The organism is Psychrosphaera haliotis, assembly GCF_039523615.1.
GTDB classification, from domain to species: domain Bacteria; phylum Pseudomonadota; class Gammaproteobacteria; order Enterobacterales; family Alteromonadaceae; genus Psychrosphaera; species Psychrosphaera haliotis.
The window spans coordinates 206,169-230,656 of the sequence record NZ_BAAAFQ010000004.1; the positions used below are offsets into that span (position 1 = coordinate 206,169).

Consider the following 24,488-nt stretch of genomic DNA (forward strand, 5'->3'; position numbering starts at 1 on the left):
AATGAGTTAGGTTATTATTTTAACTATTTTCTACAACATCATTTTTTTGACAATGATTAATCATCTTTATTTAAATCGTACTTACGCATCTTCTCAACAAGGGTTGTTCTACGAAGAGATAACTGCTCTGCCGCGCGCGAAACAACGTAATCACAACTTTGTAAAGCTTGCTCTATTAAGTTTACTTCTAATTCCGCTAGATACTCTTTTAAATCAATGCCCTCTTCTGGAAGCATAACCGTTGTAGGGTCAGCTACTGAAGTTGCAGACATCACAAAATCATCGTCATCGTCTGCTTCTTCTTCGTCGTTAAACGCAAAAATATCATTAAGTGCTTGGCGCTCTAAAATTTCATCTGGATATTCAGGAACAAATGGCGCTTCATCTGTATAGCAATAGCGCTGCGGAAGATCATGTACATCAACCATTTGATTTGGGAACATGATAAGCAATCGCTCAACTAAATTACCAAGTTCTCGCACGTTACCTGGCCACCCATGTTGTTTTAATGACTCCAGAGCTCTATCCGTCAAATTAAAGCGCGCACTGTGCTGTTTTTCAAATCGAGTAATAAACTCTTGAATAAGGACTTCCAAATCGTCTCTTCGGTCTTTTAAAGACGGTGACTCGATAGGGAAAACATTGAGTCGATAATATAAATCTTCTCTAAAGCGATTTTCTTCAATCATGGTTTCAAGATTTCTGTGTGTCGCCGCAATAATTCTCACATCGGCTTTTATTGCTTTACTTCCACCAACACGTTCATAAGTTCGCTCTTGAATAACTCGTAACAGTTTCACCTGCATTTGCAGGGGCATATCACCAATTTCATCTAAAAATAGTGTTCCGCCTTGGGCTAGTTCAAATCGGCCTTTTCGTGAAGATATTGCTCCTGTGAACGCACCCTTTTCATGACCAAACAGCTCACTTTCTAAAAGCTCAGCAGGAATTGCACCACAGTTCACTGGTACAAATGGGCCTTTTGCTCTGTTTGACAATAGGTGAACATTACGAGCGATGACTTCTTTACCCGTACCAGAGTCACCTAATATAAGTACGTTTGCTTCTTTTTCAGCAACTTGCTTAATCAAAAAACGAATTGTTTGCATTGCATTTGTCTGACCTATAAGGCCGTCAAATAATGAGCCATCTGTAGAGGCGTTTCGCTTAGGGATCAAACGCTTATATTCTTGGCAATCTCTAATTTGTTGGGTAACCACAGGGTAGGAAAGTGGCTCACTTAGTAAGCCAATGACATTCTTTTTATCAAATAAGTATTTTAGGGTTTCACCTAAAACTAAAAAAGGAACCGCAGGCTGCGAGGCAACAATGGTTTCATGTTGGCCAGACGACAAGGCTCCTAATACGCAGGCCATAACACTTTCTTCTGGGTCACAAGCTTCGGCTAAAGTTGATTCAGACACCACTTCGCAACGCTCACCAATAAAGCCAAATAAATTGGCAATGAGTTGGGCCCTATTCTGATTTTCGTCCAAAATAAGGATTTTACCTAAGCCAACTTGTGCCGGAGTGATACTGTCTTTAACCATGGTTTGTTCAAATACTATCTTATTGATTTTATAGTATTGATTGTAACTTCGATCACCTTAGTTGCAAGCACTTCCGACAATAAATTGACGAAAATGCTTGTTTGACTAAATATTGACGAATAGAGGCTTGGCTTTTAGTAACTCACGTTGTGTTTAGTTAATAGCGCTAACAAACCGTCTTCGTCTAAAACCGGTACTTCAAGGTCTTGCGCTTTAGTTAATTTAGAGCCTGCTTTTTCACCCGCTATTAAAAAGTCAGTTTTTGCGGAAACACTACCTGCTACCTTTGCGCCTAAACCAATTAATAATGACTTAGCGTCGTTTCGGCTAACAACGTTCAAAGATCCCGTTATTACATAGGTTAAGCCAACTAAAGGTTGTTCATCTGCTGATTTCTTTTCGATAACAGGCCAGCTAACGCCTGCGTTTATCAGCTTTTCTATCACTTCTAAATTGTGACTCTCTCGGAAAAAGGCATGCACATGTTGAGCAACAATGTTTCCTACGTCGCTTACTTCTATTAACGCTTCAATATCCGCATTTTCGATATTTTCTAACGTTAAAAAATGTGCCGCTAAATTAGCTGCGGTAGCTTCGCCCACTTCCCTTATTCCTAGTGAATAAATAAATTTAGGTAAGGTTGTGGATTTTGCTTCTTGTAATGCTTGAATAAGATTTAACGCCGATTTTGGCCCCATTCTTTCTAAGCTTACAAGTTGTTCTTCTGTTACGTTAAACAAGTCTGCTGGCGAATGGATCATATCTGCATCAACCAGTTGGTCCACAATTTTGTCACCTAACCCGTCAACATCTAGCGCTTTTCTTGACGCAAAGTGTTTAATGGCTTGTTTTCGTTGTGCGCCGCAAACAAGCCCTCCAGTACATCGAGTAACAGCCTCGCCTTCTGGTTTTTCAACATGCGATTGACACACTGGGCACTCTTGAGGGAATTCAATATCGCGAGCAGTATCAGGACGCCTATCAACAACGACACCAGCAATTTGTGGAATAACGTCACCTGCTCGTCGGATAATTACCGTGTCGCCTATTTTTATACCTAGTCGTTCAATTTCTTCAACGTTGTGAAGTGTTGCATTCGAAACGGTAACACCACCAACAAAAACCGGCTCCAGTTTAGCTACTGGCGTTATAGCACCGGTTCTTCCAACTTGAAATTCAACATCTCTTAATACTGTTAACTCTTCTTGCGCTGGAAATTTATACGCAATGGCCCATCGAGGCGCTCGAGCAACAAAACCTAACTGAAGCTGGGAATCAATGTCATTCACTTTTAAAACCGTGCCGTCGATTTCGTAGTTAAGTTCTGCGCGCTTTTCTTGGATTTGAGAATAAAATTCAAGTACGCCTGAAACACCATTTACAACTTTTACCTCTGGACACAAAGGTAATCCCCAGCTATTAACGAGTTTTAAACGGTCGTAATGTGAGTTTGGTAGCGTAATCTCGTCGCTAACGACACCTAGGCTATATGCATAAAAACCCAAAGGTCTTGATGCTGTAATTTTAGAGTCTAACTGTCTTAAGCTACCGGCGGCACCATTTCGAGGGTTAACCATAGGTTTTGTGTTTTCTGCACGTGCTTTATCGTTGTACGCATTAAATCCGTCTAACCATAAAAACACTTCACCTCTTACTTCAACTCGCTGAGGTATGTTCTTACCTGTTAAACGAAGAGGAATCGATTTTATGGTTCTTACATTAGCAGTGATATTTTCACCGACGGAACCATCACCCCTCGTTGCAGCTTGAATTAAAACGCCGTCCACATAAAGTAAACTGACCGCCAAACCATCTAACTTAGGCTCACAGCAAAATTCCAATTCTTCATCAGACTTTAAACGTTCATTTATTCTTTTATTAAAAGCGACAAATTCTTCTTCTACCATTGCATTATCTAGCGATAGCATAGGTACTTCGTGAGTAACTTGTTGGAATTTATCCAGAGCCTCACCACCCACTTTTTGGGTTGGTGAATCAGGAAGTTTTGATTCCGGATTTTCTCTTTCTAACCTTTGCAACTCACGAAAAATGCGATCGTACTCCGCATCTGGCACGGTAGGATTATCCAAAACATAATATTGATGGTTATATTCTTGTAGTTGGTTTACAAGTGCCTTTATTTTTACTTCTATTTCACTTTGGATAGACATATTTACGCCAAATAACTTAAAAATTGTTTTTATTTTAAAGGTAATTTGCGAAAAATTTAAACTAAATTAACATTAAGCATATACAAACCTGTTTTAACTTAGGAAATGTAGTGATTTTTTTCTATTTTTATGTCATTTTATCGCGTTATTTTATGACTAAACATTCATCTTATTTGGGATTATATTTGTAACTTATGCGGGTTTTAATTGTATTTTTAGTTTTGTTGCTATCTTTGCCTAGTTTTGCACTTTTTGCCGAAGCAACAAACGAAGTCGAGTTTAAAAAAGAGTTAATAGCTCTGAAGGTAGACTATGCTTTGTCGCCTAATAAAAAGTTAGAGGCTTTGGAAACGCTTATTTTGCTAGCTGAATCTAACGATTGGCGTCATTCGGAAATTCGCTCACAGGTATACAAAGCTGAAATCCTCATTTCTTTAGAACAAATTCAATCTGCACAAAAGATAGTTGATCTCTACATGCCTAGAACTACGGCCGCTCATTTATTAGAGTCGAGAGCTCGCCTACAACTTGTCCAAATTACGATCAATACAACACAAAACAAACCAATAATGGATTTAGTTAACAATATTGAAGAAAATATTTTGTTAATTGAAAATGAAAAAGCAGTTGCTGACTTAAATAGCGGGTTAGGAATTGCCCTTTATACTATTCGCAATAATGAAAGTGCCTTAAAACATCTTGAAAATGCTAGAAAACTTTACAAAGAAATGGGCGATGAGATTGGCCTTTCAGAAACATTAAACTCTTTGGCCAATATATTCAGTGAAGAAAAGGAACCTGATATTGCTATTGAGTACCTTTCTGAAGCATTAAAAGTAATGCGCAAGTTTGGCGATAAACACGGTGAGTCGATTCTTCTATATAACCTAGCTCAAAACTATATTGCTAAGCAGGACTATGAAAAAGCACAACAAAACCTAGCGAGCACATTAAAATTAAATCAAGAACTTGATGATATAGCCGGGATTGCCTGGACAAACAAATCGTTAGGCCAAGTTTTTGAGGAACAAAATAATTACGAAAAAGCGCTGTTGTATTATCAGCAAGCATCAGTATTTTTCAAAGATAATAATGATAAAACCAACATCATTAACGTATCTTTAGGTAAAATAAATTGCCTCATAGAATTAGAACAGAGTAATGAAGCAAACCAGGAGTTGTTAGTTCTGAAGCCCATTATTGACGAATACAAAGATGAATATTGGCAAGCACCCTATCAACGTATGAATGCAAAACTTTACGCATTAAATAAAGATTACAAAGCGGCTTATGAAACCCAAGTAGAGGTTACAAAAAGCTATAATGATATATACAAAAATGACGCTAACAATGATATCCAAGAGCTATTAGTTAAATTTGATTTAGACAAAAAGGCAAATGATAACCGAATTCTTCAGCAAGAAAATGAGCTGCAAGAGCTTCGTTTAAAACAAAAACAAAAAGAAAGTACAATTTGGCGAATGGCAATGGCATTTGCTGTGTTGATCATGGTCCTCATTGGCTATTTATTACAACGTATTCTTGTAAACAGAAATCACTTCCAAGAGATGGCGTTAAAGGACCACTTAACCGGAGCACCAAACCGTAGAGCTATTTTAGAGTTTGCTGAACGTCAATATCAATTATCAAAACGTAACCGTACTCCTTTAACCGTTGCTATTATCGATTTAGACTTTTTCAAATCTATAAATGATAACTATGGGCACGATGTTGGCGATGAAGTATTAAAAGCATTTTCAACCGCTATAAGCAGTTCAATTAGAAGTCAGGATCAATTTGGTCGTTATGGTGGAGAAGAATGGTTATTGGTTTTGACTAATACTCCAGTAGAAGATGTGAGCATAATTTTTGAACGAATTACTAAAAACCTAAGCTCTATTGAGGTTGATAGCTTGCCTGTAGACTTAAAAATCACCTTTAGCTTAGGCGCTGCCCAAGTCGACAAAAAAGACACAACGGTGAACAAAACAATTAACCGCGCTGATACAAATTTATACCAAGCAAAAGAGTCTGGCCGAAACAAAGCCATATTCTAAAACACGTTACTTCAAACTTTCCCTTTTAAGTAACGTGTATCCATTGATTGCACGTTACCTTGAAGCTCGCTGTTATACATATACATGCTAAAACAAAGCCTTTAAACTACCCAGATTGGAAACATTTTAAAGGATTAAACATGACCCAGGCAGATTGGCCATATCGCTACGACTTATTACTTCGATTAAGATTAATTGAAATAGTCGCTTTGTGGGAAGGACGTTTAACAACCAAACACCTGTGTGATTATTTTGGCATTCGTCGTCAGCAAGCTTCTAAAGATATAAAAAAATACCTAGAAGAAATCGCTCCTGAAAACTTAATGTATGACTCATCACAAAAAGGTTATTTGCCAACAACAAACTTTAAGCCCGTTTTAACTCAAGGAACAGCTGAAGAGTATTTACACCTGCTAGAAAGAAACAACGATTTAAACTTACATTTTGAACGCCTAGATCTCGGTTTTGGTCATTGCCACCAAATCCCTCTGCCAAATAGAGCAATTGGCGCTGAGATATTAAGACCAATTATCAAAGCATGTCATAACAACCTTCGTTTGGAAGTCGATTACCGTTCGATTAATGATCCAAAACCAGACGGCCGTGTTATAGCTCCTCACTCTTTGGTTTTTGCTGCTAATCGTTGGCATGTAAGGGCCTACTGCGAAAAGAATCAGGCTTATAGAGACTTTGTATTGACTCGTTTTTTTAATACTCCAGAGCTCGAAGAGTCAAAAAGTAATTTTACTGAGCAACAAGATACCAGCTGGAATGAAATGATTACTGTCATCATAGTGGCAGACCCTCGTTTAACCGACGAACAAAAAGAAGTTATTGAATGTGACTACGGTATGAATAATGGGACGCTTGAAATTACGATAAGAGCGAGTCTAATAGCTTACCTTTTACGCTCACTAAATATTGAAATTCACACGATTAATGCGGACCCTAAAGCCCAACAAATTGTAATCCGAAACCTTGACGCTATTAAGGCCTGGGTATTTGACTAATACCCTTGGTGTTTTTGCTTTTAAATTAATATTTGCTTCCGTTATACCAACATTGTTTTGAACTTGATGATTTTTAAGTTATTTTGAGACTCAAACATTTGTATTCAACTATCCTTTTTATTTGTTTATTGACCCCTTTGTAGTGAAACAAAAAACTAATTAACATATATTGGATTTGAATGTAATTATTGGGAAAAAGCATGATCTCTAACACTATAAATCGCTCAGGCACCCTCATTTTAACTTTATTGTTTACCATGAGTATTGGTTTAGCCGCCGCCCCCCAAATCAACAAAATTTCTCCTAAAGTGGATGAAAGCACAACACAAGAATTTACGACCAAAATAAAAGGTAAAAAAATAAAATATACTGCCACCATTGGCAATCAACCAGTTTGGGATAAAGATGGTCAACCTACTGCAACTTTATTTTATACTTATTATCAGCGCTCTGACCTAAAGAGCAACGAAACACGTCCATTGGTAATTTCATTTAACGGTGGGCCTGGTTCAGCATCAGTATGGATGCATATGGCTTACACTGGGCCTAAAATACTAAATGTTGATGATGAAGGTTACCCTTTACAACCTTACGGAACCAAAACAAACCCATATTCAATTTTAGATGTTGCCGACATCGTTTTTGTAAATCCAGTTAATACGGGTTATTCAAGAGTATTGCCAGATAAAGACGGCAAAATGCCAAGCAGAGACAAGCAGAAATCACAATTTTTTGGCGTAAACGCAGATATAAAATACCTAGCAGATTGGATTTCAACATTTGTCACTCGCAATAATCGCTGGCGTTCTCCAAAGTATCTTATCGGTGAAAGCTACGGCACAACTCGCGTTGCAGGTCTTTCACATGAGTTACAAAACAATCAATGGATGTATTTAAATGGCGTTATTCTAGTATCGCCAACCGACATGGGTATTAAACGTGATGGGCCAGTTAAGTCAGCTAACCGCCTTCCATACTTTGCAGCCGCAGCTTGGTATCACAATAAACTTAACCCTGAATTACAAAACAAAGATTTAATAAATGTTCTGAATGAAGCTGAGAAATTTACTATCAATGAATATATTCCAGCTTTGGCTCAAGGTGGTTTTATTGTTCAGCAGCATAAGGAAAGCATTGCTAGGAAGGTTTCGTATTATTCAGGCCTCCCAGTAAAAACGGTATTGCAAAACAATTTGGATATCAGCACGTCTTTCTTTTGGAAAGACCTTTTGCGAGATGAAAGCAAGACGCTTGGCCGATTGGACTCTCGTTATTTAGGTATAGACGAGCAAGATGCTGGTAGTCGTCCTGACTATTACGCTGAGTTAACTTCTTGGTTACACAGCTTCACTCCGGCCATTAACTATTATTTACGTGAAGAATTGGGTTATAAGACTGACCTTAAATACAACATGTTTGGTAGCGTTCATCCGTGGGATAGAAGCAATAATAATACGGGCAAAAGCTTACGATTAGCTATGGCGCAAAACCCTTATTTAAATGTGATGGTTCAAGCGGGATATTATGACGGCGCAACTAATTATTTTGATGCTAAGTACTCTATGTGGCAAATAGATCAAAGTGGAAAAATGAAAGACAGACTGTCATTTAAAGGCTATCGAAGCGGCCACATGATGTACCTAAGAAAAGAAGATTTAAAACAATCTAACCAAGATATTAGGGACTTTATAAAAGCCAGCTTACCTAACACAGCGACTCCCGCTAAATACTAAAATTGACGTACGGGTTAATTACAAAATGAAGAAAAAATGCAGTATCGCTATTTTTTCGACAGGGTTAGCAATTGCTAACTCTGTTGTTTACGCATCAGAATCTGATTTATTAAATTCAAATATTACCGAGCCTTCGATACCAACGATTGAAGTTTCAAAAATATCTTCTGGTAATCGCTTTCAAGCTGTTGATATTGCTGATGGTAAAACAATATATGTTAGTGGCACTAACTCTTCTGTCTACAAATCTGACAATGCTGGTGAATCATGGCAACAAGTAAATTCGCCAGGCAAACACGACAAACTACAATATCGAGACATATTAATTGATCAGGATAAAATAGTTCTTATGTCGGCAGGTGTTAAAGATCAGTCTCGGGTTTATACATCCTTAAACCAAGGGAAAGACTGGAAACTGAATCTAATCGGCAAACAAGAGTCTGACTTTTATGATTGCATCACAAATGCCAAAGGAGAAACTTGGCTTTATGGTGATTCAAAAGATGGCATGCTCACTGTTTTTTCTGCCGAGCAAAACGCCAGTGGTTGGAAAAAAGAAACACTGCCCTTTAAAGCAAACTTAAATGAGGGTGGATTTGCATCAAGTGGTACCTGCATCAACTCAAATAGTGATGGCGATATCATTGTAGGTACGGGTAATACCGAAAACCCTCGTCTGTTATTAAAGAAACACAATCGCGACTGGCAAAGTATCACCACACCATTTAAAGGTGGTGAAGCAGCTGGAGTTTTTTCGGTGCAGTTAAAAGACAGTAATGTTTATGCATTTGGCGGAAGTTTAAAAGAAAAAGAAGGTCATGCTGTTGGTTATAAATACAATTTAACATCAAATAATTGGCAACCATTACCAAAGCTCCCGTTATTAGGTGCCATTTATGGCTCAGCGCTGATTAATGATTCTATTTTAGTATCAAACCCTCAAGGAGTGGCTTTACTGCACAAAGGTGAAGCAAAATGGCAGGTTATATCAGATCTCAATATTTGGGCGTTAGCATGCCATTCCTCGTTTTGCGTTGGTGTTGGGGCAGACGATACTGTTATAAAAATCACTAACATTTAGAGCTAAGCTTGCTTAGTTGCTTAGTCATTATCACCTTTCAGAAAGCCAGCTTCTTAAACTATTAAGTATTAAATATAAAAAAGCCAGAGTAACTTTAGCTACTCTGGCTTTTCATTTTAAGTGCCTAAACTATTGCTTTGATTAGTACTTTAGATAGACTTTGCATATTTCTTGTACTAAAGGTTATGTTACTGCTTACGATAACTTACGCTATAGAACATGCTATACATGACTGGTACTGCCACCAGCGTTAGAATAGTCGCGAATGCCAAACCTCCCATAATGGTGACTGACATGTCAGCAAAAAACGGGTCGGACAGTAATGGCGCCATTCCTAATATCGTAGTAATCGCAGCTAGTGCCACAGGCCTTAAACGACTGGTACTCGCCGTAATAATAGCAATGCGCTTCGCTCTTCCCTCTTCAATTTGAAGGTCGATTTCTTCAATTAAAACAATGGCATTCTTAATTAGCATTCCAAATAAGCTCAAGAACCCAAGCAACGACATAAACCCAAATGGCATATCCGTTGACAATAACCCGGTTACAACACCCACAACAGCCATCGGAACCGTCAACCAGATAATCAAAGGTTGCCTAACCTTACCAAATAACAATACTGAGATTAAAAACATTACCAAGAAACCAAGAGGCAATCCGCCGCCTAGAGCCTTTTGAGCGTCAGCTGAGGATTCATATTCCCCACCCCACTCAAGTTTATAACCATCAGGTAACGTCATACCTTCAATTTTTGGCTGCAACCTTGAGAACGCCTTACCTGCCGTTTCATTAAATCCAGGTTCACCATATACAGTGATTGTTCTTACTCTATTTCGACGGTGAATTTGCGTTTCTTCATTTACAAGCTCAACACCTTTAGAAATTTGTTGGAAAGGAATATATTTACGTTCCGCACTGCTCCAAACTTGGTTGTTTTCTAAAGCTTCGATTTCTGAAGCAGCCGATGTAGCCATCTTAGCTTTAATTGAATAGGTATAGTCACCATCAACAAGGTTACCAAGTACTAAACCATTGCTCGCATATTGAATAGACTGACTAAAGTCCGTTCTTGAGACCCCAGCAATACCTGCGCTAAATGCATCGTAATGGGTATTTAGTGCTAGACCTTTGCCACGCCAGTTATGTCGAACGTCTCTTATGCTGTCATCTTCAAGCATTATAGTTTCAGCTTGAGCGGCAAGCTGGCGAAGCACCTCTGTATCCGGACCTGAGAATCTAGCAGCCAACTTCGCACCACCGCCAGGGCCAAATTGCATACGTTCTGTGTAATAGTCTGCACTCAAATCTAATTGAGGTAGTTGGGCACTAAGTTTTTCAATAACCGCAGGAATTTCATCTCGAGAGTGTGTCTTAACTAAGAAAAAACCATAACTTTCATTGGGCTGCTGTGGTGCATACGTCAGCGTAAACCTATCGGCACCTTGACCAACATAACTCGTTACAGCGGCAACCTCTTCTTGAGCAAGAATGACTTTTTCTGCTCTAATGACTTCATCCGTTGTAGAGCGTATGTCTTGTCCTTGCGCTCCCCAGTAATGAACTAAAAATAGCGGAGCGTTTGATGGCGGGAAAAAGCCTTGTTTTACTAACCCAAAGCTGCCGTAAGCAACAATGGTAATACCAAACAATACAGCCATTGTTATCCATCTAAACTTCAACGCAAACTGTAATAAGGCTAAATAACCTCGATAAAACGCATTATGCTCTTCACCTTCTTCTGGTTGATCGCCAACTTGATAAAAATACTTTCCAAACAGTGGGACAACTGTGGTTGCTAGTATCCAGCTCAGCATTAGTGAAATAAGCACAACTGCGAACAATGAAAACAGGAATTCGCCCGTTGCATCATCTGATAAACCAATGCCAGAGAAGGCTGCAATACCTATCACAGTTGCACCTAACAGAGGCCACTGTGTTCTTTTTACGATAAAACTAGCCGCTTCACGAGCCGACTTACCCTGACGCATTCGCAACATCATGCCTTCGGCAACAACAATAGCATTGTCCACTAACATCCCCATTGCTATTACCATAGCCCCTAGGGAAATACGCTGAAGTTGCAGCCCCATTAACCACATTATCAATACGGTTCCCATAACGGTAATCAACAAAACAGAACCTACTACTAAACCGCTTCTCCAGCCCATAAAAATACACAGAGTTAGTGTTACAACAGCAACAGAAAGAATAAGATTGTCGATAAACCCTTGAACAGACTGATCAACCAAGGCTGCTTGATCATAAATTGGTGCTAGCGTTATACCAGCTGGTAATTTGGTCAGTAACTCATTAACCTTTGCGTTTACATTATTACCAACGTTAACAATATTAACGTCATTAAGAGCTGACACCGCAAGAGTAATTGCCTCCTCACCTTGATAACGAACTAACACTTGTTGAATATCAACCGGCTCAAATTTTAGCTCCGCAATGTCTCTAATTTTTATAGAACGCGTAGTGCCAGGAACAACTAACGTTAAGTTATAGATCTCTTCAATTCGGTCAGCCGCATTTTCAATGACTAGACGAACTTTTCGACCATCGACCTGGACTCTTCCGCCATTAAATGGCTTCAAGTTTTCTGCTAACAAGTTTGTTAAATCGGGAAATGAAATACCCAAGCCGGAAATTTGATAGGGATTAATATACGCAACAAGCTGCTCTTGTTGTACTCCGGTAACTTGAACCTTTGCTACGCCTTCCGTAACCAGCAGTTCTCTACGTATTATGCGAGCAAACTCTCTAAGTTCTTGAGGTGTAAAATCAGGTGCCGTTAAAGCGTAATACATACCGTATACGTCACCAAAGTCATCATATACAGCGGGTTGTTGAGCTCCGGCAGGAAGATTTTTGCCTGCGTCCCTCAATCTTTTTCTCAGCTCATCCCAAACCTGTGGCAACTTGTCTGAGTCAATTTGAGGACGTACTTCAACGGTAATTTCTGAAACACCGGGTTTAGAAATAGAGTTTAACCTATAAAGTTGAGACATCTGCTGAATAGCAATTTCTAACGGCTCTGTAATTTCACGCTCAACTTTTTGTGCACCAGCGCCTGAATATTGAGTTACTACCTGCACTTGCTTTATGGTAAACGCTGGGTCTTCTAGTCGGCCGATGTTTTCCAAACCAAACAAACCACCAATCAGCATTACAATAACAAATAGCCATACATTAACAGGGTTGTTAATGGAATAACGTGCAATATCCATTTTAACGCTCCGTTCTATATGGCTTTACAACTAGTCCTGTACGCATTTTGTTAGCGCCTGCAGCAACAACTTTTTCGCCTTTTAACAATTCGCCAGTTACTAATGCATATGACTTCTCAATATGAAGGACTGAAACATTAACACTTTCAACTTTCCCAGAAGCATCATTAAAACGCCAAACATGAAAACCTGTGTCTTCACTGCCAACTAATGACGTAAACGGTATTAGTACACCTTCTCCATAACTTTGCGAACCAATAGTGACTTCAACTACAGCTCTCGCTCCTGGCGTTAAGTTTTCATCTTTTACGCTGGCTGCAAATACCACTTTATACGTTTGTGTTGTTGGATCTGGTTGAGTGTCATGTTCAACATATTCAAGCTCATATTGACGCTCAGGTGAACTAATAATAAAGGCGCTTGCCGTGATAGGCGTTCCTGACTTGTAACGACTAACAATTCGCTCAGGGACATTTATATTAAAATAGAAGCGCGATACGTCTTGCACTCGAGCTATAATCTGACCAGCCGTAACATAACTATTGTTATCGACTAAGCGCTCAGATATTTGTGCATCAAATGGAGAAACAAGCGTTGTATAACTTAAGTCTTGCTCGGCTCTTTGTAGCGCAATTTCTGCCAGTTCATAGTTCGTTTTGGCACTATCCATTTCGCTTTGTGAAGCCAGTTGCTTCTCATAGGTTGATGACACTCGGTCTAAATTACGTTTTGCTTGCGTTAATCTAGCCTTAGCTTCCTGCACTAACTGGTTAAATGGAGTTGGATCTATTTTTGCGAGTACATCGCCTTTTTCCACTAAAGTACCCGTTAATAAGTTTGTATCTTGTAATCGGCCTTTTACTTCAAAACTAACATCTATTGTTTTTACTGCTGAAACCTCAGCTGGAAAGGTATGAATAGTAGAATCGGGAGAGTCTGATACGGCTACAAGTTTAACAGCTTGGGCTACTTCTTTTTTCACTTCTTCTTTTGGTGCTTCTGAGCAGCCGCTTATCAGTGCAGTTGTAACTAGGGCGATTGCGAGTATTGGCTGATTTGAACCAAATACCGATTTATTTTTAAACATAATTATTCCAACAATGGTGACCAGCTATAAATATTAGTCGCTGATGAGATTTTTATTTAGTTTTATTATTCGCTTAAATTTGTAAATTCTGTCATTTCTTCAGATTATTCTAATTCACTAAAAACCACCTCTGCTTTAGTTCCATTTAGCGTCCACCACTTTTCACTTGGTAGAGGTTGTTTTATGCTAACTACTTCACCAAACTTTGGTGTTATTAACCTGACATCATTTTCGATGGCTAAATTGGTTATCATCTCAAGTGGTTCAAACCAATTGTGTAAAGACAAATCAAACGTTCCGTTATGCACTGGCATCATCGCCTTACCTTTAAGGTCTATATGTGTTTGTAAGCTTTGCTCCGGCAACATGTGTATACCTGCCCACAAATCATTGTAGGCACCTGTTTCCACAAGGGTTAGGTCGAATGGTCCGTACTTTTCACCAATTTCCTTGAAACCTGCAAAGTAACCAGAGTCTCCGGTGAAAAAAATATTACTATCCCAGCCTTGAATTACCCAGCTAGCCCAAAGAGTTTCATCTCTATCAAACAGGCCTCGCCCAGAAAAGTGCTGTGATGGCGTAGCTGTTAATTTAATTTGATCAATCGTGGTGGTTTCCCACCAATTCAGTTCAGTTACTTTATTTGCGTCAATGCCCCAGTCTTTAAGGTGTTTACCAACATTTAGTGGCGTAACAAAGCGCTCCGTTTTTTCCGCTAGCGCCTGAATCGCATTTTTATCTAAATGATCATAGTGATCGTGGCTGATAATAACGGCTTTAATTGGAGGCAGTTCTTTTATGCTAATTGGCGACTGATGAAAACGTTTCGGGCCCAACCACTGCACAGCAAAAACACGTTCGCTAAAAACCGGATCTAGTAAAATAAAATCGCCATCAATTTTTAATAAGACGGTAGAGTGACCTAATCGAACAGCGATATCTTCAGTGGTTTTGTTTAAATCGGATATGGATAATGGCAATACAGGAATATCAGCCTTAGGCGTTGCATCTGTGCGATTATCACGCCAATAGGCTTTTGCGATTGACCAAACTTTTGACCATGAGTTTTGATATTTAATATCGGTATTTTCGAATTTTGTTTTTGCCTGTTCATTTGAAGATAAATTTGAACAAGCGCTAAAAATTGTACTCGCCATTATCAGTGCCCCTATCAGCGCTATTTTCTTATTCATTGCCAACCACAAAAAAAGTAAACTACACGGTATAGTTTAAATAGAAAATTTGTAAAGTAAACTGATCGGTGTAAAATAATCATAACTTTTCTGAGAGATTGATATGACTGAGTTAAAAAAGACCCGCAGTGAAATAAAACGAGAAGCTATATTAACTGGCGCTTTAAAAGCGTTTCAGCTATATGGTGTTGCTGATACCAGCATGGATAAAATTGCTGAAACGGCCAATGTTTCTAAGCGAACGGTTTACAATCACTTTGATAGTAAAGAGGTACTCGTTACTCATATAATCAAAGACATTTGGTCTAAAACTCTTGTTGCCTACAATGTAAATTACTCACCAAATAAGCCTTTGAAAGAACAGTTTTTAGAACTCGTCTTAAACGAAATTGCATTTAGTCAGAATGAGAATTTCTTTGAGCTTGTTAGAGTTGCAATTAGTCACACACTTTTTAGTACTGACAGTTTTAGAGCAGATATGCGACAGTTTTTTGAACAAGAAACCGCCCTAATTCGATGGTTAAAAGAAGCAAACAAGGATGGAAAGTTTGTTGGTATGGATGCCATCAAAGCTAATGAGCAAATTATTGGGCTTATAAAAGGCCAAGCCTTTTGGCCACAAATCTTACGATTTAACGCTCCGCTGACCAATGAACAGTGTATTGAACTTGCAGAGGAAACCGTTCAGCTAATAATGTGTCGTTACTTGGCTAAATAATTGGCCCTATTCGGCTTTATTATAATCTTTATTAAATTGTGACTTGTTCGTGATACTTTTGGGATAACTTTATTTCATTCTTGTTAGGTCAAAACTAATAAGGATAAAAAATGAAAGTTATTAACAAAGTACTCATCCCTTCTTGTCTCGCACTTTTAGCTAGTCCACTGTCTGCTGCTGAGTTAGACATAAAAGTAACAAACCTGACACACGGCATATATTTCACACCACTTCTTATTACGGCACATACTTCTGATGCCCACCTATATGAGTTAGGTATGGCAGCAAGTGAAGATTTGCAAAAAGTAGCCGAAGGTGGCGATATTTCTGGCTTTTCTAACACGTTAGCAACAATCAATGCAGATTCAAGCGAAAACCCGGCTGGCGGTCTTTTAGCTCCAGGCGCATCTACCGAAACTATGTTATCAACCACAGATGGCAACGTTCACCTTTCAATTGTCTCCATGTTGTTACCTACCAATGATGGTTTTGTTGGTCTAGACAGTTGGTCAATTCCCGACGAACCAGGTACTTACACTGTTTATCTGAACGGCTATGATGCTGGCACAGAAGCCAATAATGAAATAATAAATGGTGGTGGCATGCCAGGCGTTCTAGGTATTCCAGTTGACCCATCTGGAAATAATGGTACTGGTGCCGTTGGCGTGACGGATATGGAAGAAAACAGCATGGTTCACGTGCACCGAGGTAACTTAGGCGACACTGACGTTTCTGCTGGTATGTCAGACCTTGATAGCACTGTTCATCGTTGGTTAAACCCAGTTGCAAAAGTCACAATCACTGTTAATTAAGGAGCAGCAGTATGGTCAATTCAAAAATAAAACTCGCTCTTTTAGCGTCAACGTTGAGTGCAGCTTTCCTATCAGGTTGCAGCGATGATGACAAAGTCGCGCCAATTATTGAGCCGGAACCTTTAGTGGTTACTTATGACATAACGGTCACAAACTTAACCTATAGCCAACCTTTCTCACCACTTTCAGTAGTTCTACACAACGATGGTGCACTATGGTCAATTGGTGAACCAGCGAGTGTTGCACTTGAGAAACTTGCGGAGTCTGGCGACAACGCCGATTTGTTTGCATTGAGCAACGTAACGGTTTCAGCTGCTAGTAGTGGCATATTAATGCCAGGCGCTTCAGAAACTGTTTCTATATCCATAGAAGACAATACAGAGTCTTTATTGTCATTAGCTACTATGTTGGTGAATACAAATGACGGCTTTACCGGTCTTAATAGTATCTCGCTTTCCGACTTAATGGTGGGTGATAGCTGGAGCGCAATGACGGGTGTTTATGACGCAGGTACAGAAGCCAACAGTGAGATGGCCGGAACCATACCTGGCCCAGCTGATGGTGGCGCTGGATACGAGTCTGCAAGAGATGACTCCGACATGGTAAGCATGCACAGAGGTGTTGTATCTATGGACGACGGACTCATGTCCTCGGTGCTCACTCAAGCGCATAAGTTTGATCAGCCAACGGCCAAAATCACGATAACTCGGACAGAATAACTAGGAGCTTTAAATGACAGATTCAGTGCTTATCGTGGAAGACGATATTGATATAGCGAACCTTATTCGCGTTAATTTAATGGAGTTGGGAATTACCACTGAGCACGAATCTGATGGCAAAAAAGCACTAAAAAAAGCACTGACCAAACCATTTAGTTTATTGCTACTAGACATCATGTTGCCTTCATTGTCTGGGTTAGATATTTGTAATGAAGTTAGAAAACAAAAGCCAGAACAAGCCATCATCATGTTAACGGCAAAAAACTCTGAAGTAGACAGAGTGTTGGGACTTGAACTCGGCGCGGATGATTACATGGCCAAACCTTTTAGTATTCGAGAGCTACAAGCAAGGGTTAGATCACAATTAAGAAAGGTTAATTTAATTAAACAGCGTGACTTGCCAAAAGTCGACGACGCCTTTAAGCAACCGCCAAATCAATTAGACAATTACAAAATAGGTCAATTAACTATCGATGATAAATTGCACAGAGCTACTTTAGGTGCTCATGAGTTAGATTTAACGTCAACAGAGTATGATTTGTTAAAACACTTTGTAAAGCACCCAGAACAAGTCTTTAGCCGAGCCCAACTTTTAGAAAGTGTCTGGGGTTATGGCCACAGCGGTTATGAACACACAGTAAATTCTCACATCAATCGCCTTCGTGCAAAACTGGAAGTTAACCCAACTGACGCACAGATTATTCAAACTGTGTGGGGCGTAGGTTACAAATTAAGTGCTCAAGGAGCCAATTAATGTCGTTGTATAAAAGACTCGTGATCTCACTCACATTGGTATTTGCCGGTATTATTTATTTAATAATTTGGTGGAGCGGTGAGTTACGAGAAAATACTCAATTAGAATCGGAGCAAAGGTTACACTTAGGACTCGCTAAACATTTAGTTCAAGACAACCCTCTGCTGGCGGATGGCGTTTATGATTACGATGGATTAAAAAACCTTTTTCATACACTAATGATGTTGGGTCCTAGCTTTGAGTTTTATTATCTCGACCCTAATGGAAAAATACTCACCTATTCTGCAGAACCAGGCAAGATTAAGCGTTCTCATATTGATATAGAGCCTGTTAAGCAGCTGATAAGTGGAATACAACCACTGCCCATTTTAGGTGACGATCCAAAGAGTTCAGGATTACTTACAAAACAACTTTCATTAAATACAACTAGCCTATCAAACGAAGAGCCTGCTAATTCGATAAACCAAGACAAAAAGATTTTTTCAGCGGCGCCCGTTTATAATAACAACGTTTTACAAGGTTACTTGTATATGATTATTGGCGGCGAGATACATGACTCTATTTTGGCCGCCGTTAAAAAAGATAACCAATTTGGTGACACCTCAATTATCGCGGCTATTTCTATTGCGTTTATGTTGGCTATTCTATTAGTGTTATTCCGTTTTTTTACATTACCTCTTTGTAAAATATCTAATTCACTAAAAGACTTAGGGAACGGACAATGGAATAAGCAAGGTGTTAGCTTAAATTTAGACTTTCCAAAAGATGACGAATTACAACTTGTTGTTTCAACTATAAATAACTTGCTTGGAAAAATTCAAGGGCAGTTCTCTCAGCTAGAAAATATTGACGAGCAACGCCGTATCTTATTGGCAGACCTATCTCATGACTTAAGAACCCCACTGGCTAGCTTGCAAGGTTACATAGAAACGCTTTATATGCATGGGGAGCGTCTTTCGGCTGATGAACGTAAAAAGTTTATTAATATTTCCATGAAAAACTCTAAAAATTTAAAACGCTTAATAGACCAGATATTTGAGTTGGCATATTTAGAAGGCGGCCAGGTGACGTTAAAAAATGAGTCCGTTGCCCTTGGAGAGTTACTTTATGATGTAGCAGCTAAATTTGAGCTCAAAGCGACCCGTAAAAACATTGTCATTAACGTTGAACCCGTAGAGTGCAATTACCAAATATTTACCGACATTGGTAAGCTTGAACGAGTGCTCTCAAACCTAATTGACAACGCCATTCGACACACACCTAAACAGGGTGAAATTACACTTTCTGTTTTTGAAGTTATAGGCGACAAACAGCAGCTTCGAATAGAAGTAAAGGATACAGGAATAGGCATAAATCAGCAGGAGTTAGCGCATATTTTTCAGGCTCGTTATCGAGCTAGCAATACCCGTGAAGATACTCAGCCTCACGCTGGTCTTGGCCTAGCAATAAGCAAAAGTTTAGTGGCTTTATTTAAATCGGACTTATCAGTAGAAAGCGAAGAAGGCACTGGCACTAGGTTTAGTTTCCAAGTGCCAAGAGTAACCAGCTTATAAGCTTTGCAGGTCCTTTTTTGCTAAGTTTTCAAGGTTGTCAGCATGATCAATACGACTCAAATTTTGAAGTATTGGTTTTGCTTGCTCTGACTGAGCATTTAATATGTAAAGTTTCGCTAAACGATAACTTGCCCAGTGTTTGGAAGGCATAGCGGTTGATATATCAGCTTTCAAATATTTATGTAATGCCGATATTCCCTCTTCAACATATTGCTCTGAGAAAACAGCGTTTCGCCCAAGCTGATATGTGGCATTAAGTTTTGAATCTTTAAAGTCTTGTTCGCTCTCACCTGTGACCTCAGAGTAGTCAGCAATCGTGACTGCTTTGTTAAACGCTAGAAACGCTTTATCAAATTTCTTTTTTTGTTGGTAATAAAAGCCAACAACATATTGGGCCGTTGCACAGGTTTGAAATTCACTTTCTAGCGCCTTAATTATCTTTGTTTCAAGTTTTTCATCGTCATCTTCCCTCGCTATACTGACTAAGCTTAATAATCCTTGCAGTCGGTTTATTTCAAGAAGTTCTGCTGCTGTTTTTTTTGCCTTTTTAAGCGAACCACCAGCAATGGCAGGCGCACCTAGATAAAACTGAATTAAACCTTGATACCCTTGCACATAATTTGTGTCTAGCTTTATGGTTTTGATAAAACCATTTTTGGACTTTTTAGCAAAAGCACCTGCGCTAAATATTGACGCCTGTTGGGCTTGGCTTCCATTGATCATAGCAAGCCAATAATGCAACTCTGGATCTGAAGGGAAACGAGCTATTAGCTGTTCCATTGTGTCGCTAGCCTGGTCTAGTTTATTTTTAGCTAATTGAATCCGCGCTTTTAACAACCCCTGTTGTTTTTTTGAATCTACCGAAGATACTAATTCTGCTATCATCGTTGCCGCTTGCTCTAATTCTCCAATATAAAGAAGCCTTTCGACTTCGACATATGAGTTATGAGTTACTTTTAGTGTAGGCGCGGTGCCAATCGTACTCTCTTTGTTCGCTTCGCCTTTAGTTTGATTTACAGACGCCGTTTGGGTTGCAATAGCAGCTTGGGTTGCAATAGCAGACCCGGTAAAGCTCACAACAAGCAGCGATAACGGCATTAACTTTATAGCTTTTTTCATGTTCATTTTGTTGTCCTTTAAAGCCTTGATTGAATTTAGGAAATGTTTTTATTTCACATTATAAATTTTACGGTACTTCGACGCGTATACATGAGACAAAAATCCACCCACAACACCAGGCATTATCCAGAACATGATTTGCATGTTGCTAGGCACTAAACCCGCTAAAAATGATTGTCCGCCAAAAACCAAAAATGCAGTATAAGCAGCAATACCCGACGCGATAATGTTAGTTACGTGCTCAATAATCCAAGTGCGCTTACTAACTTCTGCACGAAAAATATACTTAAGCATGCCTATCGCCACAAAAAACGATAAAACACTAAAAATAGGATATAACAAACTTGCGCGCTGAAAGCTCAGCATACCAACGTAAACTGCAGATAACATTAATAAAAAAATAGGTACTAGGTGAGCAGGTGTTTTAAGTATTGAGCGATCGTCTTTTGCCTTAAGTACATTAATACCCTGTCGTGTTGTGCAAAGCACTAAGCAGGACAACATAAACAAAAATGCGGCTGTTGCTCTCGCTACCTCTACAACATTGGTTGCTTGCTCCAATGTAAACTGGTTGTTTGGATCTCGTACGGCCAGCGGGTCAATAAATACTAACGTCGACATCAATATGCCGCTGTAGGCAACAATGGTCATGCCTTTGGCAAACCAATTTCCTGCTTGTTTGTGAAAAGCGCCGCCTTTTTTGCTAAAGATGGGCAGCCAGAATATAACGAGTCCAGCACTTCCTATTGCTATATGTAATACAAGTGCCAATTTATGAATTGATTCGTACATGTTTAGTTCCTGTCATTGGAGTTTTGAAAAACTAGAATCAGCTTAACCTTCCCCAAAAAAACCAACAGTGCATAAAGTCATGATTTAAAACCATGACTTTTGACCTATTTTAACTCAACCTGTTATTTGCCATAATCAGTTAATATAAAAACAATAAATGAAGAATATGTCTTTCATTACTGCGGTAAAAAAACACATTAGAATAGAAGATGCAATTGGCGTAGGCACATGGTTTTTCGTCTTTTTTATTACACTTCGAATGATGCCAAATGCTGATCCAGTCATTCAAAACAACCAACCTTTTATCATCCTTGGATTTTTGGGTTACTTAATTTGTTTTATTGGCGCAACTCGAACATTTGGTAATCGCTTGACTATTACCCACCAGCGCCTATTTTTCACTTTCATGCTGTTGTTTTCATTCTTCATCATGAGCCTTATCCCTTTAGACTTTTTACCTATTTTAACCATTGTTTGGGCAGCAATTTCACTTCACTACTTATCCCCTGCTCGGGCATTTTTAATCACTTCAGTTACCGTGTTTACATGGTTTGCGCTTTACGCAGTGTTATGGGAACAGCGCGCCGCTTTTTATAGTGGTTTACTTTATTATGCCTTCCATATGTTTGCTTTAATGACAAGCTTACAAGTGATTAAAGCCCAACAAGCTTCTGACAAAGCCAAAGCGTTAAATGTTGAACTTGTTGCTGCTAAAGAGCTTTTAGCGGAGTCAACAAAACAACAAGAACGTACACGAATAGCAAGAGAGTTACATGATCTTCTAGGGCATCATTTAACCGCCTTGAATATCAACCTTCAGGTAGCTAACCATCTCACTGAAAAATACGACTCACCAGCGGACTTAAAACAACCCATTTCTCAGAGTTACTTTTTAGCTAAATTACTTTTAAGCGATGTGCGCGAAGCTGTTTCGGTTATTAGAGAGAATCAGCATATTGATATTGCTAAGGCCATAAAAGGCATTGAATCGTCATTCCCAAACTTAGTCATTAATGTGACCGATACCGAATTAAATATTGAAAACATTGAGCTTCTGCATGATTTATTGCGCTGTATCCAAGAGGCCGTGACTAACGCCATAAAACATGGCAATGCAAGTGTTGTAAATATTTGTCTTATTTCTACAGACACCACAATTGAAGTTGAGATAACCGACAATGGCAACGGCTACGCGAATGGGAACCGGTGCGTAAATGAGAATCCAAACAATAAACAACTCAGCACTTCACTGCCATTTGGAAACGGTCTGACAGGAATGCAAGAACGCCTATCCTCATATAACGGAACTGCAACATTTGAAATTATTGGAACTCAAGTGACTATTAAGCTAACCATCCCTTTATTAGATAAGGCTGAGGGAGCAAAAAATGACAATTAGTGTTTTGTTGGTTGATGACCAAATGCTAGTTAGAGAAGGTATTAAAAGCTTATTAAACCTCTCTGATTTTATAAAAGTAGTGGCCGAAGCAAATGATGGCAGCCAAGTCCTAGAGCAACTTTCACTGCACAAAATAGATATCATCTTACTTGATATGTCTATGCCTAAAGTGAATGGAATCCAAACGCTTAAGCTTTTACAAGAGAACAACATTGCCATTCCCGCTATTATTTTAACAACCTTTGACGATCACCAACTTGTGTTACAAGGTTTAACTAACGGTGCAAAAGGTTATTTATTAAAAGACGTGTCACTAGACACATTATGCAATTCAATTCAGACTGTTTTTGATGGCCATACCTTGGTGCAGCCAGCGATAACTGAAAGACTCGTAGCCGGTGTAAAAAATCAGTCTAGTGACTTATCGTCAACAAGTGCGAGTTTTATTTATCAAGATAATCAGGTGGAGCTTTCAAAAAAAGAGATGGAAGTAGTTAGGTTAATGGCTTGTGGTTATTCAAATAAGGAGATTTCAGAAGCCTTATTTAAATCTGAAGGGACTATTAAAAATCACGTGTCTAATATACTGTCTAAATTTGGAGTACGCGACAGAACGCGCGCCGTTTTAGCTGCTATTGAAATTGGCATATTAAAGTAGCCTTAGGTAACTGGGAATATTATGTGCGGTAGACTTAACGTAATTGACGATATTGGTGTTCAACAACTGTGTGAGCAGCTCAATATACAGCTTTGGTCCGAACCCTTGCAGACAGGCCGCTTTAAACGTGCAACTGATAAAGTCACCATTGTTCGAGAAAAAGCTGGCATTACTCAAGCCGATAGCGCTATCTGGTGGTTATTATTAGACAATCAAACCGAAGGGTTTAAGCCGTCTAAATACACCTCGTTTAATACGCGATATGACAAGCTAAATGTGCCTAGAAGCGCAGGCTATGTGCCTTTTAAAGAAAGCCGTTGCATCATCCCCGCCAAAGGTTTTGGTGAAACGGAGTTCGTTAACAAAAAGCCAACACACTATTACGACTTTGAGGCCGAAGACAGACAAGCTATAGCCTTTGGTGGTTTATACAAAGAATGGTTAAACGTTAATACGGGTAAAACAGCGCTGAGTTGCTCCATCATCACCTTACCACCACATGAAAAAATCAAACACATTCATAGTAAAGCCATGCCTCTTATACTACCCCAAAACAAAGACTTACTGACTGCATGGTTAGACTCAGCTCAAACAAACACTGAATTATTTAACCACCTGTTGCAGCCACACTTGCCACAAAACTTGTGGGCTCAGGCCATCGACAAACCGAGTACATTTAATGCCATTGGCGATAAAAAGCTGATAAATGGAGATTTCTGAATCTAAGAGCCGGAACTTCGAATTATAAGTTTTTAGTTTACATGTGACTCTGAATGTGACCCTACTTGTGGCCTGATTGACGCATTGATGTATTAATTGAAGTGATATTTTGAACCGCTAAAACCTTGATAG

General features: G+C 39.1%; 19 protein-coding genes. 12 read left to right on the forward strand and 7 right to left on the reverse strand.

All coding sequences use genetic code 11. From position 1 onward, the window contains the following. Window positions 1–56: 56 nt before the first annotated feature. Complete coding sequence (locus tag ABD009_RS03610) at window positions 57–1,550, reverse strand: sigma-54 interaction domain-containing protein (protein WP_343822749.1); 1,494 nt, start codon at window positions 1,548–1,550, stop codon at window positions 57–59. A gap of 134 nt (window positions 1,551–1,684) precedes the next feature. Next, window positions 1,685–3,721 (reverse strand): NAD-dependent DNA ligase LigA, encoded by a 2,037-nt coding sequence (gene ligA / locus ABD009_RS03615; RefSeq protein WP_343822751.1) that lies wholly within the window; start codon window positions 3,719–3,721, stop codon window positions 1,685–1,687. 194 nt (window positions 3,722–3,915) lie between these two features. Here ligA and ABD009_RS03620 point away from each other — a divergent pair, with 194 nt between their 5' ends. From ABD009_RS03620 to ABD009_RS03635, 4 genes are all read left to right on the forward strand, one after another. Then, window positions 3,916–5,778, forward strand: a complete 1,863-nt coding sequence (locus ABD009_RS03620; RefSeq protein WP_343822753.1) for a tetratricopeptide repeat-containing diguanylate cyclase — start codon at window positions 3,916–3,918, stop codon at window positions 5,776–5,778. Window positions 5,779–5,918: 140 nt separating this feature from the next. Next, window positions 5,919–6,788: a helix-turn-helix transcriptional regulator gene (locus tag ABD009_RS03625; RefSeq protein ID WP_343822755.1), complete on the forward strand. Its 870-nt coding sequence runs from the start codon at window positions 5,919–5,921 to the stop codon at window positions 6,786–6,788. A gap of 257 nt (window positions 6,789–7,045) precedes the next feature. Next, the gene (locus ABD009_RS03630; RefSeq protein ID WP_425543062.1) at window positions 7,046–8,521 is read left to right on the forward strand and encodes a S10 family peptidase; all 1,476 of its coding nucleotides are present in this window, start codon (window positions 7,046–7,048) and stop codon (window positions 8,519–8,521) included. A 25-nt stretch (window positions 8,522–8,546) separates the two neighbouring features. Beyond that, window positions 8,547–9,602, forward strand: coding sequence for a hypothetical protein (locus ABD009_RS03635; RefSeq protein ID WP_343822759.1), 1,056 nt, complete (start codon window positions 8,547–8,549; stop codon window positions 9,600–9,602). A 188-nt stretch (window positions 9,603–9,790) separates the two neighbouring features. Here the strand turns inward: ABD009_RS03635 and ABD009_RS03640 are convergent, their stop codons facing one another. The 3 genes from ABD009_RS03640 to ABD009_RS03650 form a co-directional block, all read right to left on the reverse strand. After that, window positions 9,791–12,832, reverse strand: a complete 3,042-nt coding sequence (locus ABD009_RS03640) for an efflux RND transporter permease subunit (RefSeq protein ID WP_343822761.1) — start codon at window positions 12,830–12,832, stop codon at window positions 9,791–9,793. A gap of 1 nt (window position 12,833) precedes the next feature. Further along, on the reverse strand, window positions 12,834–13,919 hold the full coding sequence (locus ABD009_RS03645) for an efflux RND transporter periplasmic adaptor subunit (protein ID WP_343822763.1): 1,086 nt from the start codon (window positions 13,917–13,919) through the stop codon (window positions 12,834–12,836). Between the two features lie 104 nt (window positions 13,920–14,023). Continuing rightward, window positions 14,024–15,076 carry an MBL fold metallo-hydrolase gene (locus tag ABD009_RS03650; RefSeq protein ID WP_343822765.1) on the reverse strand — a complete coding sequence of 351 codons (1,053 nt, stop codon included), beginning with the start codon at window positions 15,074–15,076 and terminating at the stop codon, window positions 14,024–14,026. Window positions 15,077–15,215: 139 nt separating this feature from the next. Between ABD009_RS03650 and ABD009_RS03655 the strand changes: the two genes are divergently transcribed. The 5 genes from ABD009_RS03655 to ABD009_RS03675 all read left to right on the forward strand — a co-directional run bounded on the left by ABD009_RS03655 (window position 15,216) and on the right by ABD009_RS03675 (window position 19,668). After that, window positions 15,216–15,830 (forward strand): TetR/AcrR family transcriptional regulator, encoded by a 615-nt coding sequence (locus tag ABD009_RS03655; RefSeq protein ID WP_343822767.1) that lies wholly within the window; start codon window positions 15,216–15,218, stop codon window positions 15,828–15,830. A gap of 110 nt (window positions 15,831–15,940) precedes the next feature. Next, entirely contained in the window at window positions 15,941–16,642 is a 702-nt protein-coding gene (locus ABD009_RS03660) for a spondin domain-containing protein (RefSeq protein WP_343822769.1), read from the forward strand. Window positions 16,643–16,653: 11 nt separating this feature from the next. Then, window positions 16,654–17,361, forward strand: a complete 708-nt coding sequence (locus tag ABD009_RS03665) for a spondin domain-containing protein (RefSeq protein ID WP_343822771.1) — start codon at window positions 16,654–16,656, stop codon at window positions 17,359–17,361. A 13-nt stretch (window positions 17,362–17,374) separates the two neighbouring features. Continuing rightward, window positions 17,375–18,115 (forward strand): winged helix-turn-helix domain-containing protein, encoded by a 741-nt coding sequence (locus ABD009_RS03670; protein ID WP_343822773.1) that lies wholly within the window; start codon window positions 17,375–17,377, stop codon window positions 18,113–18,115. Continuing rightward, the gene (locus ABD009_RS03675) at window positions 18,115–19,668 is read left to right on the forward strand and encodes a sensor histidine kinase (protein ID WP_343822775.1); all 1,554 of its coding nucleotides are present in this window, start codon (window positions 18,115–18,117) and stop codon (window positions 19,666–19,668) included. Before ABD009_RS03670 ends, ABD009_RS03675 begins: the two co-directional genes overlap by 1 nt. On the opposite strand, the gene ABD009_RS03680 is transcribed toward ABD009_RS03675, so the two are convergent. Further along, window positions 19,663–20,793, reverse strand: a complete 1,131-nt coding sequence (locus ABD009_RS03680) for a tetratricopeptide repeat protein (RefSeq protein ID WP_343822777.1) — start codon at window positions 20,791–20,793, stop codon at window positions 19,663–19,665. The genes ABD009_RS03675 and ABD009_RS03680 overlap by 6 nt on opposite strands. Before the next feature lie 42 nt (window positions 20,794–20,835). Then, window positions 20,836–21,579, reverse strand: coding sequence for a hypothetical protein (locus ABD009_RS03685; RefSeq protein WP_155695428.1), 744 nt, complete (start codon window positions 21,577–21,579; stop codon window positions 20,836–20,838). Between the two features lie 166 nt (window positions 21,580–21,745). Here ABD009_RS03685 and ABD009_RS03690 point away from each other — a divergent pair, with 166 nt between their 5' ends. From ABD009_RS03690 to ABD009_RS03700, 3 genes are read left to right on the forward strand one after another with little or no spacing between them, the layout of a single operon-like run. After that, window positions 21,746–22,978, forward strand: coding sequence for a sensor histidine kinase (locus tag ABD009_RS03690; RefSeq protein ID WP_343822780.1), 1,233 nt, complete (start codon window positions 21,746–21,748; stop codon window positions 22,976–22,978). Beyond that, a complete protein-coding gene (locus ABD009_RS03695; protein WP_343822782.1) occupies window positions 22,968–23,636 on the forward strand; it encodes a response regulator transcription factor in 669 nt (222 codons plus the stop codon). The genes ABD009_RS03690 and ABD009_RS03695 overlap by 11 nt, the downstream gene beginning before the upstream one ends. A 21-nt stretch (window positions 23,637–23,657) precedes the next feature. Then, window positions 23,658–24,356: an SOS response-associated peptidase family protein gene (locus ABD009_RS03700; RefSeq protein ID WP_343822784.1), complete on the forward strand. Its 699-nt coding sequence runs from the start codon at window positions 23,658–23,660 to the stop codon at window positions 24,354–24,356. Window positions 24,357–24,488: the final 132 nt, after the last annotated feature.

What these genes read in the sequence shown, in the direction of transcription:
- ABD009_RS03670 (WP_343822773.1), top strand. Translation starts at nt 17,375, where the DNA reads ATGACAGATTCAGTGCTTATCGTGGAAGACGATATTGATATAGCGAAC.
- ABD009_RS03610 (WP_343822749.1), bottom strand. Translation starts at nt 1,550, where the DNA reads ATGGTTAAAGACAGTATCACTCCGGCACAAGTTGGCTTAGGTAAAATC.
- ABD009_RS03630 (WP_425543062.1), top strand. Translation starts at nt 7,046, where the DNA reads ATGAGTATTGGTTTAGCCGCCGCCCCCCAAATCAACAAAATTTCTCCT.
- ABD009_RS03700 (WP_343822784.1), top strand. Translation starts at nt 23,658, where the DNA reads ATGTGCGGTAGACTTAACGTAATTGACGATATTGGTGTTCAACAACTG.
- ligA (WP_343822751.1), bottom strand. Translation starts at nt 3,721, where the DNA reads ATGTCTATCCAAAGTGAAATAGAAGTAAAAATAAAGGCACTTGTAAAC.
- ABD009_RS03660 (WP_343822769.1), top strand. Translation starts at nt 15,941, where the DNA reads ATGAAAGTTATTAACAAAGTACTCATCCCTTCTTGTCTCGCACTTTTA.
- ABD009_RS03625 (WP_343822755.1), top strand. Translation starts at nt 5,919, where the DNA reads ATGACCCAGGCAGATTGGCCATATCGCTACGACTTATTACTTCGATTA.
- ABD009_RS03665 (WP_343822771.1), top strand. Translation starts at nt 16,654, where the DNA reads ATGGTCAATTCAAAAATAAAACTCGCTCTTTTAGCGTCAACGTTGAGT.
- ABD009_RS03675 (WP_343822775.1), top strand. Translation starts at nt 18,115, where the DNA reads ATGTCGTTGTATAAAAGACTCGTGATCTCACTCACATTGGTATTTGCC.
- ABD009_RS03635 (WP_343822759.1), top strand. Translation starts at nt 8,547, where the DNA reads ATGAAGAAAAAATGCAGTATCGCTATTTTTTCGACAGGGTTAGCAATT.
- ABD009_RS03690 (WP_343822780.1), top strand. Translation starts at nt 21,746, where the DNA reads ATGTCTTTCATTACTGCGGTAAAAAAACACATTAGAATAGAAGATGCA.
- ABD009_RS03655 (WP_343822767.1), top strand. Translation starts at nt 15,216, where the DNA reads ATGACTGAGTTAAAAAAGACCCGCAGTGAAATAAAACGAGAAGCTATA.
- ABD009_RS03645 (WP_343822763.1), bottom strand. Translation starts at nt 13,919, where the DNA reads ATGTTTAAAAATAAATCGGTATTTGGTTCAAATCAGCCAATACTCGCA.
- ABD009_RS03695 (WP_343822782.1), top strand. Translation starts at nt 22,968, where the DNA reads ATGACAATTAGTGTTTTGTTGGTTGATGACCAAATGCTAGTTAGAGAA.
- ABD009_RS03640 (WP_343822761.1), bottom strand. Translation starts at nt 12,832, where the DNA reads ATGGATATTGCACGTTATTCCATTAACAACCCTGTTAATGTATGGCTA.
- ABD009_RS03620 (WP_343822753.1), top strand. Translation starts at nt 3,916, where the DNA reads ATGCGGGTTTTAATTGTATTTTTAGTTTTGTTGCTATCTTTGCCTAGT.
- ABD009_RS03680 (WP_343822777.1), bottom strand. Translation starts at nt 20,793, where the DNA reads ATGAACATGAAAAAAGCTATAAAGTTAATGCCGTTATCGCTGCTTGTT.
- ABD009_RS03685 (WP_155695428.1), bottom strand. Translation starts at nt 21,579, where the DNA reads ATGTACGAATCAATTCATAAATTGGCACTTGTATTACATATAGCAATA.
- ABD009_RS03650 (WP_343822765.1), bottom strand. Translation starts at nt 15,076, where the DNA reads ATGGCGAGTACAATTTTTAGCGCTTGTTCAAATTTATCTTCAAATGAA.